The sequence below is a fragment of the Bradyrhizobium sp. BRP19 genome, from assembly GCF_020194195.1.
GTDB lineage: Bacteria > Pseudomonadota > Alphaproteobacteria > Rhizobiales > Xanthobacteraceae > Bradyrhizobium > Bradyrhizobium yuanmingense.
Window position 1 is genome coordinate 971,326 of the sequence record NZ_JADYVZ010000001.1, and the last position, 14,333, is coordinate 985,658.

The 14,333-nt window shown below is 65.4% G+C and carries 18 protein-coding genes; 3 read left to right on the plus strand and 15 right to left on the minus strand.

Annotation, left to right across the window (positions count from 1 at the left end; translation table 11 throughout):
- Position 1 precedes the first annotated feature (1 nt).
- From I6F36_RS04755 to I6F36_RS04770, 4 genes are read right to left on the minus strand one after another with little or no spacing between them, the layout of a single operon-like run.
- On the minus strand, positions 2–1,165 hold the full coding sequence (locus tag I6F36_RS04755) for an ABC transporter permease (protein ID WP_225132696.1): 1,164 nt from the start codon (positions 1,163–1,165) through the stop codon (positions 2–4).
- On the minus strand, positions 1,162–2,094 hold the full coding sequence (locus tag I6F36_RS04760; RefSeq protein ID WP_036027774.1) for an ABC transporter ATP-binding protein: 933 nt from the start codon (positions 2,092–2,094) through the stop codon (positions 1,162–1,164). The genes I6F36_RS04755 and I6F36_RS04760 overlap by 4 nt, the downstream gene beginning before the upstream one ends.
- Positions 2,091–2,894 (minus strand): HlyD family secretion protein, encoded by an 804-nt coding sequence (locus I6F36_RS04765; protein ID WP_036027776.1) that lies wholly within the window; start codon positions 2,892–2,894, stop codon positions 2,091–2,093. The genes I6F36_RS04760 and I6F36_RS04765 overlap by 4 nt, the downstream gene beginning before the upstream one ends.
- Positions 2,891–3,586 (minus strand): TetR/AcrR family transcriptional regulator, encoded by a 696-nt coding sequence (locus tag I6F36_RS04770; RefSeq protein WP_225124775.1) that lies wholly within the window; start codon positions 3,584–3,586, stop codon positions 2,891–2,893. The genes I6F36_RS04765 and I6F36_RS04770 overlap by 4 nt, the downstream gene beginning before the upstream one ends.
- A gap of 108 nt (positions 3,587–3,694) precedes the next feature.
- Here I6F36_RS04770 and I6F36_RS04775 point away from each other — a divergent pair, with 108 nt between their 5' ends.
- The 3 genes from I6F36_RS04775 to I6F36_RS04785 are packed head-to-tail and all read left to right on the plus strand — an operon-like array spanning position 3,695 to position 4,938.
- On the plus strand, positions 3,695–4,030 hold the full coding sequence (locus I6F36_RS04775; RefSeq protein ID WP_036012825.1) for a helix-turn-helix transcriptional regulator: 336 nt from the start codon (positions 3,695–3,697) through the stop codon (positions 4,028–4,030).
- A complete protein-coding gene (locus tag I6F36_RS04780; protein WP_036012826.1) occupies positions 4,027–4,488 on the plus strand; it encodes an SRPBCC domain-containing protein in 462 nt (153 codons plus the stop codon). Before I6F36_RS04775 ends, I6F36_RS04780 begins: the two co-directional genes overlap by 4 nt.
- Before the next feature lie 15 nt (positions 4,489–4,503).
- Positions 4,504–4,938 carry a GFA family protein gene (locus tag I6F36_RS04785; protein WP_225171058.1) on the plus strand — a complete coding sequence of 145 codons (435 nt, stop codon included), beginning with the start codon at positions 4,504–4,506 and terminating at the stop codon, positions 4,936–4,938.
- A gap of 46 nt (positions 4,939–4,984) precedes the next feature.
- Here the strand turns inward: I6F36_RS04785 and adhP are convergent, their stop codons facing one another.
- From adhP to I6F36_RS04840, 11 genes are all read right to left on the minus strand, one after another.
- A complete protein-coding gene (gene adhP / locus I6F36_RS04790) occupies positions 4,985–6,010 on the minus strand; it encodes an alcohol dehydrogenase AdhP (RefSeq protein ID WP_036027781.1) in 1,026 nt (341 codons plus the stop codon).
- A gap of 139 nt (positions 6,011–6,149) precedes the next feature.
- On the minus strand, positions 6,150–6,560 hold the full coding sequence (locus I6F36_RS04795; protein WP_225132697.1) for a DUF2000 family protein: 411 nt from the start codon (positions 6,558–6,560) through the stop codon (positions 6,150–6,152).
- 161 nt (positions 6,561–6,721) lie between these two features.
- Positions 6,722–7,111: a DUF4189 domain-containing protein gene (locus I6F36_RS04800; protein ID WP_225132698.1), complete on the minus strand. Its 390-nt coding sequence runs from the start codon at positions 7,109–7,111 to the stop codon at positions 6,722–6,724.
- Between the two features lie 203 nt (positions 7,112–7,314).
- On the minus strand, positions 7,315–8,919 hold the full coding sequence (locus I6F36_RS04805; protein WP_225130808.1) for an NTP transferase domain-containing protein: 1,605 nt from the start codon (positions 8,917–8,919) through the stop codon (positions 7,315–7,317).
- A complete protein-coding gene (locus I6F36_RS04810) occupies positions 8,916–9,617 on the minus strand; it encodes an XdhC family protein (protein WP_225132699.1) in 702 nt (233 codons plus the stop codon). The genes I6F36_RS04805 and I6F36_RS04810 overlap by 4 nt, the downstream gene beginning before the upstream one ends.
- Positions 9,618–9,619: 2 nt before the next feature.
- Positions 9,620–9,943: an XdhC family protein gene (locus I6F36_RS04815; protein ID WP_025037240.1), complete on the minus strand. Its 324-nt coding sequence runs from the start codon at positions 9,941–9,943 to the stop codon at positions 9,620–9,622.
- Between the two features lie 10 nt (positions 9,944–9,953).
- Positions 9,954–11,156, minus strand: coding sequence for a VWA domain-containing protein (locus I6F36_RS04820; protein WP_225132700.1), 1,203 nt, complete (start codon positions 11,154–11,156; stop codon positions 9,954–9,956).
- A 139-nt stretch (positions 11,157–11,295) separates the two neighbouring features.
- Positions 11,296–12,219 carry a MoxR family ATPase gene (locus tag I6F36_RS04825; protein ID WP_036027789.1) on the minus strand — a complete coding sequence of 308 codons (924 nt, stop codon included), beginning with the start codon at positions 12,217–12,219 and terminating at the stop codon, positions 11,296–11,298.
- Between the two features lie 62 nt (positions 12,220–12,281).
- Positions 12,282–13,088 (minus strand): xanthine dehydrogenase family protein subunit M, encoded by an 807-nt coding sequence (locus I6F36_RS04830; RefSeq protein ID WP_225132701.1) that lies wholly within the window; start codon positions 13,086–13,088, stop codon positions 12,282–12,284.
- Between the two features lie 27 nt (positions 13,089–13,115).
- Positions 13,116–13,601 (minus strand): (2Fe-2S)-binding protein, encoded by a 486-nt coding sequence (locus I6F36_RS04835; protein ID WP_014494194.1) that lies wholly within the window; start codon positions 13,599–13,601, stop codon positions 13,116–13,118.
- A gap of 149 nt (positions 13,602–13,750) precedes the next feature.
- Positions 13,751–14,197 (minus strand): carbon monoxide dehydrogenase subunit G, encoded by a 447-nt coding sequence (locus I6F36_RS04840; RefSeq protein WP_036012850.1) that lies wholly within the window; start codon positions 14,195–14,197, stop codon positions 13,751–13,753.
- Between the last annotated feature and the right edge of the window lie 136 nt (positions 14,198–14,333).

Genomic DNA, 14,333 nt, shown 5'->3' on the forward strand with positions numbered 1-14,333 from the left:
CTCAATCCAGCGTGCGGCGGAAGCGCGTCACCGCGACGGTCATGGCGAGCAGCATCAGGGCCGCCAGAGCCAGCGTATCGAAGCGCAAATTCTCCATGGTCGCGCCCTTCAGCATGATGGCGCGGACGATCCGCAAATAATGGGTCAGCGGCAGGCATTCGCCGAGATATTGCGCCCAGGCCGGCATGCCTGCGAAGGGGAACATGAAGCCGGAGAGCAGAATGCTCGGCAGGAAGAACATCATCGACATCTGCATGGCCTGGAGCTGGTTCTGAACCAGCGTCGAGATGGTGTAGCCGACCGCCAGATTGGTGGTGATGAACAGCGTCGACAGCAGCGCCAGCAGGACGAGATTGCCGAGCACGGGCACGCCGAACAGGCCGACACCGATGCTGATGATCAGGAAGGCCTGGACGAAGCCGACCAGCACGTAGGGCACGATCTTGCCGAACATCACCTCGATCGGCTTGATCGGCATCGACAACAGGCTCTCCATGGTGCCGCGTTCGACCTCGCGCGTGACCGAGAGCGCGGTGAAGATCAGCATGGTCATGGTGAGGATGGTGCCGACGAGGCCTGGCACGATATTGAGGCTGGAATTCGCGGCCGGATTGTAGCGGGCGTGGGCACGGATCTCGAACGGCATCTCCGGGGGCTCGCCGATATAGAGATCGTGCGCGAGCGCGGTCTGCACGATCATGCCGAGCGAGCCGAGCGCAGCGCTTGCGGCGACCGGATCGGTGGCGTCGGCCGCGACCAGCAGCGCCGGCCTGTCGCCGCGCCGCACCGCCCGCTCGAAGCCGCGCGGGATCTCGACCCCGAACAGCACCTTGCCGGACTTCAGGAGGTTGTCGAAATCGTCGACGTCGTGAACCTCGTGGAGGAAGCGGAAATATTTGGTGTTCTCCAGCGCCTTCAGCACCGAGCGGGCGAGATCGGAATCCTCCTGGAGCAGCACCGCGCTCGGCAGATGACGCGGCGTGGTGTTGATGGCATAGCCGAACAGCATCAGCTGCATCACCGGCAGCATCACGATCATCGCGAACGAGACGCGGTCGCGCCTCAGCTGGATGAACTCCTTGACCAGCATCGCGTAGGAGCGCCGCAGGAAACCGAAACGCTCGCGGGTGTCGCGCCGTGGTTCGGGATGTTCTACCGCGGTCATTGGAAATTGTCCTTGGAACGTCCCATCAGCTCGATGAACACGTCTTCGAGCGAGGGCTTGGACTTCTGCCAGTGCAGGCCGCCTCTCTCGCGCCAGGGCGCGATGCTGGCTTCGAGCGCCGGGACGTCGCGGCCAGAAACATGCAGCGAGGTGCCGAACGGCGCCACCATGTCGATGCCGGGCTTGCCCGTGAGCGCCGCGCCAAGCTCGTTCAGGTCGTCGCCCGTGACGGTATAGGTCGTCAGCGCGGATTTCGCGATGACCTCCTCCACCGTGCCGTGCGCCAGCAGATAGCCGTAGGCGATGTAGGCGATCTCGTGGCAGCGCTCGGCCTCGTCCATGTAATGGGTCGAGACCAGCACCGTGAGGCCCTCGGCGGCCAGCGCATGGATCTCGTTCCAGAAATCGCGCCGCGCCTTGGGATCGACGCCGGCGGTCGGCTCGTCCAGCAGCAACAATTGTGGATTGGGCAGCGTGCAGGCCCCGAGCGCCAGCCGCTGCTTCCAGCCGCCCGAGAGCTCGCCGGCGAGCTGCTCCTCCCGCCCCGAGAGCCCGAGCCGCTTGATCATGTCGCGCGCGGCGCCGCGCGCGTCAGCGAGGCCATAGAGCCGCGCCACGAATTCGAGGTTCTCACGCACCGAGAGGTCCTGGTACAGGCTGAAGCGCTGGGTCATGTAGCCGACCTGGCGCTTGATCTTCTCGGCATCGCGGCGGATGTCATAGCCGAGACAGGTGCCCTCGCCGCTGTCGGGCGTCAGCAGGCCGCAGAGGATGCGGATGGTGGTGGTCTTGCCCGAGCCGTTGGGACCGAGGAAGCCGTAGATCGAGCCGCGCTTCACCTGCATCGACAGATCGTGCACGACCTCGCGGCCGCCGAATGACTTGGTCAGGCCCTTGACGTCGATTGCGATGCCGTTGCCGTTGCTCATCGCTTGTCCGCCACCGGTGTCTTGGTCTCAGGAGTTTTGGGATTGAGGTGGATGTCGATCGGCTGTCCGACGCGCAAGGCATCGGGCCGCGAGGGTCGCGCCTGGATCAGATAGACCAGCTTGTTGCGCTCTTCGAGGCTGTAGATAACGGGCGGCGTGTATTCGGCCGAGGTCGCGATGAAGTAGATCTTCGCGGTGAGGTCGGCGGCGCAATTGTCACAGGAGACACGCACCGTGTCGCCGATCGCGAGCTTCGGCAGCTCGGTCTCCGGCACGAAGAAGCGCAGCTTCATGTTGCCGGGCGGCATGATCGAGAGCACCGGCCGCTGCGCCGCCACCATCTCGCCTTCGCGGAAATAGATCTGCTGGATGGTGCCGGCGACCGGCGCAAAGCCCTTGCGCCGCGCCATCCGCGTCTCCGAGGTCGCCACCCGCGCCTCCGCGACGCGCAAGGCGGACACGGCGGAATCGAGATTGGCCTGCGTGCCCGAACCGGTCTTGTTCAGCGAGGCCGCACGGTCATAGGTCTGCTGCGCATTCGCAAGCGTCGCCTTCTGCTGGTTGAGGTCGGCAAGCTGGAGATCGTCATCGACGGAATAGAGGTGATCGCCGACCTTGACCTCGTCGCCTTCGCGGACGTTGAGCTTGGTGACGCGCCCGGCTTCGTCCGGACTGACGAAGATCATGTCGGCCTCGACCCAGCCCTGGAAGCCGGGATCGCGCTTCTCCTTGCACCCCGCAAGCCCGGTTGCGAGCACAAGGACCAATGCCAAGAAAGAAATTACTTGCGACGACCTCATGTCGTCCTCCGTTCGCCAAAAATCAAATCGAGATGAACGCGCAGCATCTCCTGCGCGTCGAGCGGCGCATGCCGCGCAAACAGGCTCTGCCAGATCACGGCGATCATCGCGGGCGCGACCAGGATCTGTGGATAGTGCGCGAGGTCCTTCTGCCGGATCTCGCCGCGGGCGATGCCGAGCTCGATCAGCGCGCGCATGGCAGTGATCCCGCGCGAGACCACCTCGCGGTAGTAGAAATCGGCGACGGACGGAAAGCGCGGCCCCTCCGCCACGATCAGACGCACCAGATCGCCCCGTCTCGTGCCGATCACCTCCTTCAGGAAGTTGCCGGCGAACGTCTCGATGAGGTCGCGCACCGAGCCTGCCGGCGGCGGCAGCGTGGTCAGCCGTGCGACCACGGGAACGATGACGATGCGCACCAGCTCCTCGAACATCGATTCCTTGTCCTTGAAGTGCAGGTAGATCGTGCCCTTGGCGACGCCGGCGCGCTTGGCGATGTCGTCGAGCCTGGTGGCGGCAAAGCCGCGCGCGATGAACTCCTCCATCGCCGCCTCCACGATCGCCGCACGCCGCTCCGCCGCGCGCGAGGCGCGGTTCGAGGCAGGCGCCGCATCGGGGCCAGCAGTCCCAGGGTCGTTCGCTCCGGTGGGAGCGGCGGAGGGCAAGGCGGCTTTGGTCGGCTTCTTCGTCATTCGATATATATGACTGACTGGTCAGTCATAGTCAAGATCGCGCGGGGGCGGCGACTGCCCAGACGAATTAGTGTTGACTAATGCATTAGTATCCGCTAATTTGATGGCATGATCGAAGCCACCCCAAACCCCGTCACCACCGTGATGCGCGCCCTTGCCGATCCGACCCGCCGCGCCGTGTTCGAGCGTGTGTTCGAGAGCAAAGAGATCAGCGTCGCCGAGCTGACGCGCGGCAGCGGCGTCACGCAAGGAGCCGTCTCGCAACACCTGAAATCGTTGAAGCAAGCGGGCCTCGTCGCCGAGCGCGCCGAGGGCCGCAACGTCTATTACCGCGCCGCGCCGCAGGGACTCGAGCCGCTGGTCACCTGGATGGACCATTACGGCGTCTTCTGGCGCGAGCGTTTCCGGAACCTGCGTGACCTCTTGAAGGAGATCGACCCGTGAGTGCTGCCGCGTTGAAAGCCGACACAAGAGACATCGTCATCGACGAGGTCTTCCCTCACACAGCCCAGACGATCTGGAAGGCGCTGACCAGCGGACAGCTGATCGGGCGCTGGCTGATGCAGCCGACCGGCTTCGAAGCCGTCGAAGGCAAGGCCTTCACCTTCCAGACCACCCCCGGCGGCAACTGGGACGGCGTGATCCATTGCCGGGTTCTCGAGGTCGTGGCGCATCGCCGCCTCGTCTACGCCTGGAAAGGCGGCGACGAGCGCAACACCGGCTATGGCGCCCCGCTCGACACCGTCGTGACCTGGTCCCTCACCCCGGTCGAAGCCGGCACGCGGATCCGCCTCGTGCATGCGGGCTTCGTCCTGCCCAGGAACGAGTCGGCCTACACGGTGATGAGCGGCGGCTGGAAGAAGGTCGTTCGCAAGCTCGACGAGATCAGCGGCGAAGGTTGAGTGGGAGATATCGCGATGGAGAAGCCCTATACCGGCGGCTGCGCCTGCGGCGCGATCCGCTATTCGATCAAAGGAGAGCCCCTCTTCAGCAATCACTGCCAATGCCGCGACTGCCAGCGGGAAAGCGGCAGCGGCCATGGCTCGTACGCGACCTTCGCGCGCGCCGGCGTCACGCTGACGGGCGAGGCCAGGCACTGGGACATGGTCGCCGACAACGGCAAGGTAAAGACTCGCGGCTTCTGCACACAATGCGGCGTAGCCGTCTACATGACCTTCGCGGCGCAGCCTGACGTGTTCACGATCCGGGCGGCAAGCCTCGACGAGCCCGCCCGCTACAGGCCGCAGGCGGTGACCTTCGCCGCGCGCGGCCATGAGTGGGATCCTCTCGACCCTGGCCTGGTGAAGTTCGACGGCATGCCGCCGGGGCAAAGCGCCAGATTCTTGTTTTGACGCGTTTTCTTAACGCGAACCGGTGTCCACTTCGCTCGAAAACGCTTTAGCCAAAATCCAGCACCATGCGACCGTCGATCTTGCCCGCCCTCATCCGGTCGAAGACGTCGTTGATCGCTGCGAGCGGCACCTTGGTCACCTCGGCCTTGACCTTGCCGTCGGCGGCGAACGCGATGGCTTCGTCGAGGTCACGCCTCGTGCCGACGATGGAGCCGCGCACGGTGATGCGCTTGAGCACGACGTCGAAGATCGGTGTCGGGAATTCGCCCGGCGGCAGGCCGACGAGGCTGACAGTGCCCTTGCGACGCACCATCTTGAGCGCCTGAGCGAATGCAGCAGTCGACACCGCCGTCACCAGCACGCCATGCGCGCCTCCCCCACTCGCCGTCAGCACCTTCTCCACTGCACCATCCGCCAGCGCGTTGACCGCGAGATCGGCACCGGTTTCACGCGCCAGCTCCAACTTGTCCTCGGCGATATCAACCGCGGCGACCTTCAGCCCCATCGCCTTGGCGTATTGGATCGCGACATGGCCGAGCCCGCCGATTCCGGAGATCACGACCCACTCGCCGGGCTTGGCCTCGGTTTCCTTCAATCCCTTGTAGGTGGTGACCCCAGCGCAGAGGATCGGCGCGATGGCCGCGAAATCGATCGTCGCCGGCAGCTTGGCGGCGAACGCGGCCGAAGCGATGACATATTCGGCAAAGCCGCCGTTGACGCTGTAGCCGGTGTTGTGCTGGTGCTCGCACAGCGTCTCCCAGCCGGTCTCGCAATATTCGCACGACATGCAGGCGTCGTGCAGCCAGGCGACGCCGACGGCATCGCCGACTTTCAGATTCTTCACGCCGGGCCCGAGCGCGGCGACGATGCCGGCGGCTTCATGGCCGGGGATGAAGGGCGGCACCGGCTTCACCGGCCAGTCGCCGGAGGCGGCGTGCAGATCGGTGTGACAGACGCCGCAGGCCTTGACCTTGACCAGAACCTCGCCCGGACCGGGCTGCGGCACCGGCACGTCCTCGATCACCAGCGGCTTGCCGAATTGCTTGACGATTGCGGCTTTCATGGTCGGCATCGGTCTGCTCCTTGTGCTTTGTGAAGCAGAATAGCGACGCCGCCCGGCGCACCCTTGAGGAGAGTCAAAAAGCACAATGTTTGCGCAAGGGCGGGTCCATCATGACACCCCGATGACGCCGCGCGATGCTCTCGATCTGTCAGCTATGGAACTTGAGACCGTCGACGATCTTGTCGATCACCTTCCGCTCGGCGCGTATCGCAATGCCGACGAGATTGAGATCGGTGCGCGCAACCGCCCTAACCGCCTCGCGGTTGGCGGCATCATGCGTCGTCTTGAACATTTCCTCGGTATAGACCGCCGCCTTGACGTTGCGGGTGAGCGCGCGGTCCAGCGCGCGCGACAGCGCCGGACCGTCGGCGCCATAGATCAGGATCGGTTGGCCGATCAGTGCATGATACTTCGTGCCCGAGGCGTCCTCATAGGCTTCGCCGATGCAATCCTGAAAAGCCGCGGCGATGCCGCTGGTGAGGAAGGAGGCTACGTTCAGCTTCTGCCAGGCCTGAAGATCGGTACGGATCACGACCGCGATCTTGGTGTCGAACTGCATGTGTTTCCTCGATTGTCATTCCGGGGCGCGCCGCTTAGCGCGAGCTATGGTGCGCAATTGCGCACCTGAGAATCCATACTCCCGATAGTGGTTATGGATTCCGGGCTCGATGCTACGCATCACCCCGGAATGACAGCAAGAGGAATCAACGTTCGACGGAATCACCCTTTCGCGTCGCAGGCCCAGGCGCGGATCACGCATTCCTTGCCGCCGTATTTGTAGCATTCACGCGTGGCGGCGTTGAGCGAGGCGGAAATGTTCGGCTTGACGGCATAGCCGTAGGCGCCGCAGGGATTTGTCATATCGACCGACATCGCGGCACAGGCGCGCTTCATCGTCACGGTGGTGCAATCGCCCTTGCATTGCTTCTGCGCGGCGGCGCGGGCCTCGTGCTCGTGGCCATAATCATAGGCCTGGCCATAAGCGCCGCACTTGCCGACCGCGAAAGCGCCGGCGGCCTGGGCTTCTGTCATATGGCGCGCGCCGGATGCAAAAACGGACAGCGCAAGGAAAAACATCGCGCAACGGCGCGCGACGACGTTCGAAGCCATGGAAAAACCCCTCCCCCCAAGGCAGGTGGCGGCAACTCTAAGCGGCGGTCGTTTCCAGATGGTGAACGGGGGGTTGAAATCGGCAGGCTTGCAGGATGCCGTAGTCCCGTAGGGCGGATTAGCGAAGCGTAATCCGCCTCTTTTGTTTCCGCGGAGAAACACAGCGGCGGATTACGCCTTCGGCTAATCCGCCCTACGCACCTTCAGCCCCGCCGTGCCGCCTCCAGCGCCTGCGGCGTGTCGATGTCGAGGAAGGCGCTCTCGCCGTCCACGGGCACTTCGGCGACCGCCTCGGTGTGCTTGGCGATCAGATGCCGCGCGCCGACGTCGCCGTCGAGCGTCATCAGCTCCTTGAAGAAGCGGCGCGACCACAGCACGGGGTTGCCGCGGCGGCCCTCGCTGACGGGAACGACGATGAGATTGCCGCGGTCGGGCGCGAAACTGTCGATCAGCCTGTCGATCAGGCCGGCGTCGATCAGCGGCATGTCACCGAGACACACGACGGTGCCATCGCAGGTCTCGGGAACGGCGGCGATGCCGGCCTTCACCGAACTGGCGATGCCGCCGGCGAAGTCCGGATTGCGGACGAATGTCACCTTCAGGCCTTGCAGCGCCTGCTCGACGAGCTCGGCCTGATGGCCGGTGACGACGATCACCTCGGATGCCCTAGAGGCCAGCGCCTGCTCGGTCGCGAGGCGCACCAGCTTCTTGCCGTCGAGCTCGGCGAGCAGCTTGTTCGGCCCGCCCATCCGGGTCGAGCGTCCCGCCGCGAGCACGATGGCCGCGACCTGGCGGTTGCCCTCGGTCTCCGGCTTGGCGCGCGGCTGCGGCCGCGTCACGATCTCCATCAAGAGGCCGCCGACGCCCATGCCCATCAGCTCGGAGCGGGTCACCTTGATGCCGGCGAGAAGCCGCATCAAGACCCAGTCAAAACCGTTCTCGACCGGCGAGCGCGCGCAGCCCGGCGCGCCCAGCACCGGCACCTCGCCGGCGCGGGCGATCAGCAGGAGATTTCCGGGGTCGACCGGCATGCCGAAATGCTCGATCTCGCCGCCGATTCCGGTGACGGCCGCCGGAATCACGTCGCGGCGGTCAGCGATCGCGGATGCACCGAACACGATCACGAGCTCGGCGCCCAGGCCGAGCAATTCCTTGATCGCGGCCGACAGCGCCTGCTCCTCGTGCGGGACCCGGCGCTCGGCGATGATGCTGGCGCCGGCTGGCGCCAGCCGTTCGGCAGTGACGCGCAGGGTCTTGTCGATCACCTTGGTGGACAGGCCCGGCAGCAGCGTCGAGACCACGCCGACGCGCTTGATCACGTAAGGCGCGACCTTCAGCACGTCCTTGCCCGCCGCCTTCACCGCGGCATCGCGCAAACTCGCCTCGACGCCGAACGGGATGATCTTGACGGTACCGACCATCTCGCCCTCGACCACCGGCTTGTAGGCGGCGAGCGTGGCAAAGGTGATGGCTTCGTCGATGTTGTTGATGCGGTCGACCGCGGCGCGATCGATCACCAGCACGCCCGCTCGCGCGGCGAACAGATTGGCACGGCCGGTGAAAGCGCGCTCGACATGGATGCCCTCGCCGCCGATGGCGAGCGCGATGCTGGCGGCGGCAACGTCCTCGGAGACGTCGCCCGCCTCCATGCGCACCACGACGATGTCCTTGATGCCGGCGCGCTCCAGCGCCTCGACCTCGGCAGGTCCGATCGTCGTGCCCTTCTTCAGCACCAGCGATCCCTGGCGCAGGGTGTGGACGGTCACCCCGCCAATTGCATCCCTGGGGCTCGCCGGGCCGAACTTCATGCCGCTTCTTCTTTTTCCTTGGGAGGCAGCCGAAGCACGGCCGTGATCTCGGCCATGATCGCCACCGCGATCTCGGACGGCGAGACCGCGCCGATCGCTAGCCCGATGGGCGCGTGGATGCGCGCGATGTCGCTTTCCTTGGCGCCCTGCGCCCGCAGCCGGTCGCCGCGCTTGGCATGCGTCTTCCGCGAGCCGAGCGCGCCGATGTAGAAGCAGTTGCGCTCGAAGGCGTGCAGCAGCGCGGGGTCGTCGATCTTGGGATCGTGCGTCACCGCCACGAACGCGGTGTAGGCATCGACATTGAGCGGCGGCAGCGCAGTATCAGGCCAGTCGGCGATCAACGGAATGTCGGGAAAGCGCTCGGGGCTCGCAAAGGCCGTGCGCGGATCGACCACGGTGACGTCATAGCCGAGCGAGCGCGCCAGCGGCGCGAGCGCCTGGCTGATATGGACCGCACCGACGATGACGAGCTTTGCCGTCGGTGCGTAGACGTTGAGAAACAGCTTCTTGCCGCCGGCCTCGACACTGGCGCTCTTGCCCATGCGAAGCTGCTTCTCCAGCTCGGCGCGCAGCGGATCCCCGGCGAAATCCTTCGCCTTCACCAGGCGCTGCTCGCCGCTCTCGGTGTCCGTCACCAGGATGACCGGCCGGCGCGCGGCGCGTTCGGCATTGAGTTCGTGCAGGATGTCGAGCTTCACGGCTAACCGACCTTCTCGACGAAGACGCGGATGGTGCCGCCGCAGGACAGCCCAACGTTCCAGGCGGTCTCGTCGGCGACGCCGAATTCCAGCATCTTCGGCTTGCCGCTCTGGATCACATCCATGGCCTCCGTAACCACCGCGCCCTCGACGCAGCCGCCGGAGACGGACCCCAAGAACGTGCCTTCGTCGTTGATGACGAGGCTCGAGCCCGCCGGGCGCGGCGCCGAGCCCCAGGTTTCCACCACCGTCGCCAGTGCGACGCCACGGCCGGCCTTCTGCCAGTCCTCCGCCGCCTTCAGGATGTCCTCGTCGCGATCGAGCATGGCTGGCCTCTCAAGCTGCGGAGCGGATCAGGCTGCGGTGATGCGGCGGCAGCGGCTGGGAGAGCGTCGTGATCAGCTCCTGGATCGAACTCAAATTATGTACCGGGCGGAATTCGTCAACGTGGGGGAGCATCATTTTGATGCCCTGCGCCTTGGCCTCGAAGCCGCCAAACCGCAGCAGCGGGTTCAGCCAGATCAGCCGCCGGCAGGACCGGTGCAGCCGGTCCATCTCGAAGGCGAGCTTGGAATCGGCCTCCCGCTCCAGCCCGTCGGAGATCAGGAGCACGATGGCGCCCTGGCTCAGCACCCGGCGCGCCCACAATTTGTTGAAGTTGTGCAGCGAGGCCGAGATACGGGTGCCGCCGGCCCAGTCCTCGACCGAGGCCGAGCAGCTCGCCAGCGCCTCGTCGGGATCGCGCTGGCGCAGCGCACGGGTGACATTCGTCAGGCGGGTGCCGAACAGGAACACCGAGACGCGCTTTCGCGCATCCGTGATCGCATGCAGGAAATGCAGGAACAGGCGGGTGTATTCGCTCATCGAGCCCGAGATGTCGAGCAGTGCCACGATCGGCGCCGGCTTCTCGATCCGTCCGAGGCGATGAATGTCGATGATGTCACCGCCGGTGCGCAAGGAGGCGCGCAGCGTGCGGCGGAGGTCGAGGCGCAGGCCGCGCGCATCGGGCCGGCGCCGGCGCGTCAGGAGCTCGGCCTGCGGCAGATGCATCCGCTCGATGGCACGGAGCGCCTCGGCGATCTCCGCCGCGCTCATCTGCGCAAAATCCTTCTTCTGCAGGATCTCCTTGTCGGAGACCGACAGGCGCAGATCCTGCTCCTGGTGCTGCGGCGTCTCGGTCATACGGGGCTGCGCCATCGCCTCCTGGACGCGGCGGGCGCCGGCCTGGGGCTTCTTCTTGGCCTCGTCCGGCAGCGGCACCGAATCCAGCATGTGCTTCCATTCTTCCGAGACGCGGAAGAACAGGTTGAAAGCCTGCTTGAAGATCTGCGCATGCTCATGGCGCTTGACGAAGATCGCCTCCAGCGTGGTGAAGACGTCGGATCGGCTGCCGATGTCGATCACCTGCAGCGCGCTCATGGCATCGATGACAGCGCCCGGCCCGACCGGCAGGCCGGCCGCACGCAGCGCGCGTGCGAAGCCCACGATGTTGTCGGCGAATTGCTCGGTCTTTTCGGGGGCAAGGTGGTTGATGGCCATGGTCTATCCTCGCACCGTCATTCCGGGGCGCGCCACTTGGCGCGAGCCCGGAATCCATTCATCCACCGTCGCCGCTGCCCGATGGATTCCGGGCTCGCGACTTCGTCGCGCCCCGGAATGACGAGCTAGTTACGACGCGTCAATTCTCGCTCGTCGCGTCCTTCAGCACCTTCTGCAGCGTGTCGCCCTGCATGCGGGTGATGTCGTCCTGGTACTTGAGCAGCGCGCCCAGCGTGTCGCCGACCACTTGCGGGGTCAGTGAGCGGGCATCGAGCTCCGACAGCGCGGTGGCCCAGTCGATGGTCTCGGCAACGCCCGGCGACTTGTAGAAGTCCTGGTTGCGCAGTGCCTGCACGAAGCGCACGACCTGCTGCGACAGCTTGGCGGAGATGCCGGGCACACGTGTCTTGACGATCGCGAGCTCGCGCTCGGCAGCGGGATAGTCGACCCAGTGATAGAGGCAGCGCCGCTTCAGCGCGTCGTGGATCTCGCGGGTACGGTTGGAGGTGATGATGACGATCGGCGGATGCGGCGCCTTCACGGTGCCGAATTCGGGGATGGTCACCTGGAAGTCACTGAGGATTTCGAGCAGGTAGGCTTCGAACGCCTCGTCGGCACGGTCGAGCTCGTCGATCAGCAGCACCGGCGGACCGGCGACATCAGGCTCCAGCGCCTGGAGCAGCGGCCGCTTGATCATGTAGCGGTCGGCGAAGATATCGCTCGAAAGCTGATCGCGATCAGTGTCGCCCGCGGCTTCCGCCATCCGGATCGCGATCATCTGCGACGCGCTGTTCCACTCATACACCGCGGAGGAGACGTCGAGGCCTTCATAGCACTGCAGGCGGATCAGCTTCCGCCCCAGCGCCGCCGAGAGCACCTTAGCGATCTCGGTCTTGCCGACGCCGGCCTCGCCTTCCAGGAACAGCGGTCGGCCCATGCGCAGCGACAGATACGTCACCGTCGCCAGCGAGCGCTCAGCGAGATAGCCGCGCGACGTCAGGAGTTCGAGCATCGCATCGACCGATGCCGGCAAAGCACCGGAAGAAGTAGCCGCTGAAGTCATGAAAAAGCCAGTCTCGCTACGCCCTCACCGGGGACAGGTCTGGACCGAGGAATGAGGTCAGCTCATTCCTTGGCATTGGCGGCATCGACCGCGCGCCGCGTCAGCACGCCGATGAGATGCGCACGGTATTCGGCGCTGCCGTGGATGTCGCTGTTGAGGCCTTCGGCCGGTACCGCGATGCCCTCCAGCGCCTTCGAGGCGAAGCGCTTCTTCAAGGCTTCCTCGAATGCGGTGACGCGGAACACGCCTTCGGAGCCCGCACCGGTGACGGCAACGCGCACGTCCGAAGGACGCCGCGCCACGAACACCCCGACAAGCGCATAGCGCGAGGCCTGGTTGCGGAACTTGACGTAAGCGGCCTTCTTCGGCAGCGGGAACATCACCTTGGTGATGATCTCATCCGCCTCGAGCGCGGTCGTGAACAGGCCCTGGAAGAACTCTTCCGCCTTGAGGCGGCGCTTGTTGGTGACGATGGTGGCCCCGAGCGCGAGCACCGCGGCCGGATAATCGGCAGTCGGATCGTTGTTGGCGAGCGAGCCGCCGATCGTGCCCTTGTGACGCACGGCGGGATCGCCAATGCCGCCGGCGAGATTCGCCAGCGCCGGAATGGCTTCACCGACGACGGCGGACGTCGCGACCTCGGCATGCTTGGCGGTGGCGCCGATCACCAGCGAGCGGCCCTTCATCTCGATCGCATTGAGCCCCTCGATGTGGGAGAGGTCGACCAGATGCGGGGGGCTCGCGAGGCGCTGCTTCATGACGGGAATCAGCGTGTGGCCGCCGGCGATCACCTTGGCGTCCTCGTTCTTCACCAGGAGGTTGGCCGCCTGGCGAACGGTCCCAGGGCGATGATATTTGAATTCGTACATCTGTATGTCCTGATCGCGGGAGGCGCGTTACGCGAGGTCGGATTTGGCCATCGCCTTCGCGCCGGCGGAGATCGAGGCGACGATGTTCTGGTAGCCCGTGCAGCGGCAGAGATTGCCTTCGAGCTCCTCGCGAATGGTGTGGTCGTCGAGCTCGTGGCCCTTGCGGTGCACGATGTCGATCGCGGTCATGATCATGCCGGGCGTGCAGAAGCCGCACTGCAGGCCATGGTGCTCGCGGAAGGCCTCCTGCATCGGATGCAGCGGCGCGCCGTCCGCAGCCAGCCCCTCGATCGTCTTGACCTCGTGGCCATCGGCCATCACCGCAAGCGTGGTGCAGGACTTCACGGCCTTGCCGTCGAGATGCACGACGCAGGCGCCGCACTGCGAGGTGTCGCAGCCGACATGGGTGCCGGTCAGCCGCAGATTCTCGCGCAGGAATTGCACCAGGAGCGTGCGGGGATCGACATTGGCGGTGACTGGATTGCCGTTCACGATGAGGGAGATTTTTGCCATAAGCACTCTCTGTCAGCACCCCGACGGGTCCCGTCGAAGCGGTTCTTATAATTATTCCAACCCATCATATGGGCCATTATGCCCCGGGGCAACATCGCCCCGGGCGCAAGGCGCCATGCCGAAGGCGCTACCCTAAAGGTATTGGACCTTCAGCCCTGTACGGCCTTGGCGAAGTTCGCGAAAAACTCATCGGCAAGCTTCTTGGCGGCGCCGTTGATGAGGCGCTGGCCGAGCTGCGCCAACTTGCCGCCGATCTGCGCCTCGACGTCGTAGGAGAGCAGCGTGCCGCCGTCCTTCTCGGCGAGCTTGACGGCCGCACCGCCCTTGGCGAATCCGGCCACCCCGCCTTCGCCCTCACCGGAGATCTTGTAGCCGTTCGGCGGGTCGAGATCGGACAGCGTGACCTTGCCCTTGAAGCGCGCCGACACCGGGCCGACCTTCATCTTCGCCGTCGCGCGGAAGCCGCCGTCGTCGGTCTTCTCCAGCTCCTCGCAGCCGGGGATGCAGGCCTTCAGCACCTCGGGATCGTTGAGCTTGGCCCACACGGCCTCGCGCGGCGCTGCAAGCTGGACTTCGCCGTTCATCGTCATGGCCATGAGGGTGCCTCCCGGATCGCGTAACTATAGTGCTGATCAAGTAACGCAGCGGCGCGGCAAAGAAAAGGCCGGCGCCCGGTCACGTGCAATGCATATTCGCAACTGCAAAATGACGTGTGCGGGCGGTGGGGGATTG

Bases quoted from the DNA above. Each gene is read 5' to 3' on its own strand.
- I6F36_RS04775 (WP_036012825.1), top strand. From the start codon at position 3,695: ATGATCGAAGCCACCCCAAACCCCGTCACCACCGTGATGCGCGCCCTT.
- I6F36_RS04825 (WP_036027789.1), bottom strand. From the start codon at position 12,219: ATGACTTCAGCGGCTACTTCTTCCGGTGCTTTGCCGGCATCGGTCGAT.
- I6F36_RS04820 (WP_225132700.1), bottom strand. From the start codon at position 11,156: ATGGCCATCAACCACCTTGCCCCCGAAAAGACCGAGCAATTCGCCGAC.
- I6F36_RS04770 (WP_225124775.1), bottom strand. From the start codon at position 3,586: ATGACGAAGAAGCCGACCAAAGCCGCCTTGCCCTCCGCCGCTCCCACC.
- I6F36_RS04755 (WP_225132696.1), bottom strand. From the start codon at position 1,165: ATGACCGCGGTAGAACATCCCGAACCACGGCGCGACACCCGCGAGCGT.
- I6F36_RS04785 (WP_225171058.1), top strand. From the start codon at position 4,504: ATGGAGAAGCCCTATACCGGCGGCTGCGCCTGCGGCGCGATCCGCTAT.
- I6F36_RS04760 (WP_036027774.1), bottom strand. From the start codon at position 2,094: ATGAGCAACGGCAACGGCATCGCAATCGACGTCAAGGGCCTGACCAAG.
- I6F36_RS04805 (WP_225130808.1), bottom strand. From the start codon at position 8,919: ATGAAGTTCGGCCCGGCGAGCCCCAGGGATGCAATTGGCGGGGTGACC.
- I6F36_RS04815 (WP_025037240.1), bottom strand. From the start codon at position 9,943: ATGCTCGATCGCGACGAGGACATCCTGAAGGCGGCGGAGGACTGGCAG.
- I6F36_RS04800 (WP_225132698.1), bottom strand. From the start codon at position 7,111: ATGGCTTCGAACGTCGTCGCGCGCCGTTGCGCGATGTTTTTCCTTGCG.
- I6F36_RS04765 (WP_036027776.1), bottom strand. From the start codon at position 2,894: ATGAGGTCGTCGCAAGTAATTTCTTTCTTGGCATTGGTCCTTGTGCTC.
- I6F36_RS04835 (WP_014494194.1), bottom strand. From the start codon at position 13,601: ATGGCAAAAATCTCCCTCATCGTGAACGGCAATCCAGTCACCGCCAAT.
- adhP (WP_036027781.1), bottom strand. From the start codon at position 6,010: ATGCCGACCATGAAAGCCGCAATCGTCAAGCAATTCGGCAAGCCGCTG.
- I6F36_RS04840 (WP_036012850.1), bottom strand. From the start codon at position 14,197: ATGGCCATGACGATGAACGGCGAAGTCCAGCTTGCAGCGCCGCGCGAG.
- I6F36_RS04830 (WP_225132701.1), bottom strand. From the start codon at position 13,088: ATGTACGAATTCAAATATCATCGCCCTGGGACCGTTCGCCAGGCGGCC.
- I6F36_RS04795 (WP_225132697.1), bottom strand. From the start codon at position 6,560: ATGCAGTTCGACACCAAGATCGCGGTCGTGATCCGTACCGATCTTCAG.